Genomic DNA, 3126 nt, shown 5'->3' on the forward strand with positions numbered 1-3126 from the left:
TTCTGGTGTTTCGTGTGCTGTTCGCACTAAAAGGAGTCCGGCGGTGTCCTACTCTCCCACAAGGTCCCCCTTGCAGTACCATCGGCGCTGAGAGTCTTAGCTTCCGGGTTCGGAATGTGACCGGGCGTTTCCCTCTCGCTATGGCCGCCGAAACATTTACCACACACCATCACTGGTGGTGAAGTCTGTTTCAGACCATGCACCCCATCCGTTACAGATGTGGCGACTTGTCTGTTGAGTTGTTCCCGACCGTATTTCGGGAACCACATAGTGGACGCAAGCAGCTTTCCCCCACCTCTACAGGGAGGGAGTGTTGTCAAGTTATCGGCTTATTAGTACCGGTCAGCTCCATGGGTCGTTAGTCCCCACTTCCACATCCGGCCTATCAACCCAGTAGTCTAGCTGGGAGCCTCTCACCCCTAAGGGTATGGAAATCTCATCTCGAAGCCGGCTTCCCGCTTAGATGCTTTCAGCGGTTATCCGTTCCGAACGTAGCTAATCAGCGGTGCCCTTGGCAGGACAACTGACACACCAGAGGTTCGTCCATCCCGGTCCTCTCGTACTAGGGATAGATCTTCTCAAATTTCCTACGCGCGCAGCGGATAGGGACCGAACTGTCTCACGACGTTCTAAACCCAGCTCGCGTACCGCTTTAATGGGCGAACAGCCCAACCCTTGGGACCTACTCCAGCCCCAGGATGCGACGAGCCGACATCGAGGTGCCAAACCATGCCGTCGATATGGACTCTTGGGCAAGATCAGCCTGTTATCCCCGAGGTACCTTTTATCCGTTGAGCGACAGCGCTTCCACAAGCCACTGCCGGATCACTAGTCCCGACTTTCGTCCCTGCTCGACTTGTCAGTCTCACAGTCAAGCTCCCTTGTGCACTTACACTCGACACCTGATTGCCAACCAGGTTGAGGGAACCTTTGGGCGCCTCCGTTACTTTTTGGGAGGCAACCGCCCCAGTTAAACTACCCACCAGGCACTGTCCCAGAACCGGATCACGGTTCGTAGTTAGATATCCAAAGTGACCAGAGTGGTATTTCAACAATGACTCCACCTGAACTAGCGTCCAAGCTTCACAGTCTCCCACCTATCCTACACAAGCCACTCCGAACACCAATACCAAGCTGTAGTAAAGGTCACGGGGTCTTTCCGTCCTGCTGCGCGTAACGAGCATCTTTACTCGTAGTGCAATTTCGCCGAGTTCGCGGTTGAGACAGCTGGGAAGTCGTTACGCCATTCGTGCAGGTCGGAACTTACCCGACAAGGAATTTCGCTACCTTAGGATGGTTATAGTTACCACCGCCGTTTACTGGGGCTTAAATTCTGAGCTTCGCTTGCGCTAACCCTTCCTCTTAACCTTCCAGCACCGGGCAGGCGTCAGTCCGTATACATCGTCTTGCGACTTGGCACGGACCTGTGTTTTTAGTAAACAGTCGCTTCCCACTGGTCTCTGCGGCCTTTCCCGCTCCGGGAGTAAATCCCATCACGGTTCCGGCCCCCCTTCTCCCGAAGTTACGGGGGCATTTTGCCGAGTTCCTTAACCACGATTCTCTCGATCTCCTTGGTATTCTCTACCTGACCACCTGAGTCGGTTTGGGGTACGGGCGGCTTGAACCTCACGTCGATGCTTTTCTCGGCAGCATAGGATCACTGATTTCCCCCAATCGGGGTACGCATCGGATCTCAGGCGCATTGACGACGGATTTGCCTATCGTCAGCCCTACATCCTTACACCAGGTTCACCTTACGGATACCATCGCCTGGCTCAGCTACCTTCCTGCGTCACACCTGTTAATACGTTAACCGCACCAGCATGGGGTCGAGCGTTAGACCGGCCGGCATCACCCCGAAGGGATCCACTCAGCCGGGTTAGGACTCTTAGCACCACTGGATTAGCTTGGGCGGTTCTTCGCCGGTACGGGAATATCAACCCGTTGTCCATCGACTACGCCTGTCGGCCTCGCCTTAGGTCCCGACTTACCCAGGGCGGATTAACCTGGCCCTGGAACCCTTGGTCTTTCGGAGGACGGGTTTCTCACCCGTCTTTCGCTACTCATGCCTGCATTCTCACTCGTGTGGCCTCCACGGCTGGTTTACACCGCCGCTTCACTGGCCACACGACGCTCTCCTACCACTCCGTACGACTGAACCACGAAGGCTTGTCTATAATACGAAATCTACAACTTCGGTGGTGTGCTTGAGCCCCGTTACATTGTCGGCGCGGAATCACTTGACCAGTGAGCTATTACGCACTCTTTCAAGGGTGGCTGCTTCTAAGCCAACCTCCTGGTTGTCTATGCAACTCCACATCCTTTCCCACTTAGCACACGCTTAGGGACCTTAGTTGGTAGTCTGGGTTGTTTCCCTCTCGACGATGAAGCTTATCCCCCACCGTCTCACTGCTGCGCTCTCACTTACCGGCATTCGGAGTTTGGCTGACGTCAGTAAGCTTTTGGGCCCCATCGGCCATCCAGTAGCTCTACCTCCGGCAAGAAACACGCAACGCTGCACCTAAATGCATTTCGGAGAGAACCAGCTATCACGAAGTTTGATTGGCCTTTCACCCCTATCCACAGCTCATCCCCTCAGTTTTCAACCTAAGTGGGTTCGGTCCTCCACGACGTCTTACCGTCGCTTCAACCTGGCCATGGATAGATCACTTCGCTTCGGGTCTAGGACATGCGACTGGATCGCCCTATTAAGACTCGCTTTCGCTACGGCTACCCCACACGGGTTAACCTCGCCACATATCGCTAACTCGCAGGCTCATTCTTCAAAAGGCACGCTGTCACCCCTACAAGGAGGCTCCAACGGTTTGTAAGCAAACGGTTTCAGGTACTATTTCACTCCCCTCCCGGGGTACTTTTCACCTTTCCCTCACGGTACTTGTCCGCTATCGGTCATCTGGGAGTATTTAGGCTTATCAGGTGGTCCTGACAGATTCACACGGGATTTCTCGGGCCCCGAGCTACTTGGGATCCCCATTCAGCCAGCGCCAGCATTTCGGCTACGGGGTTCGCACCCTCTATGACCAGCCATTCAAAGCTGTTCGCCTATACTGCGCTGTAACTGTTCCTGTCCGGCAGAACAGGACAACGGGTCCCACAACCCCGACC

1 rRNA gene and 1 other annotated feature (1 of these 2 only partly in view) are annotated in these 3126 nt (G+C 54.8%); the gene reads right to left on the reverse strand.

The window, feature by feature from the left end:
* Positions 1-35: 35 nt before the first annotated feature.
* Positions 36-152 (reverse strand): 5S ribosomal RNA (rrf, locus tag ACIOSR_RS15400).
* 159 nt (positions 153-311) lie between these two features.
* Positions 312-3126: a sequence feature (most likely nonfunctional fraction of RNA operon), on the reverse strand (it continues 1662 nt past the right edge of the window).

Source organism: Frigoribacterium sp. NPDC087798 (genome assembly GCF_044742985.1).
In the GTDB taxonomy this organism is placed as follows: domain Bacteria; phylum Actinomycetota; class Actinomycetes; order Actinomycetales; family Microbacteriaceae; genus Frigoribacterium.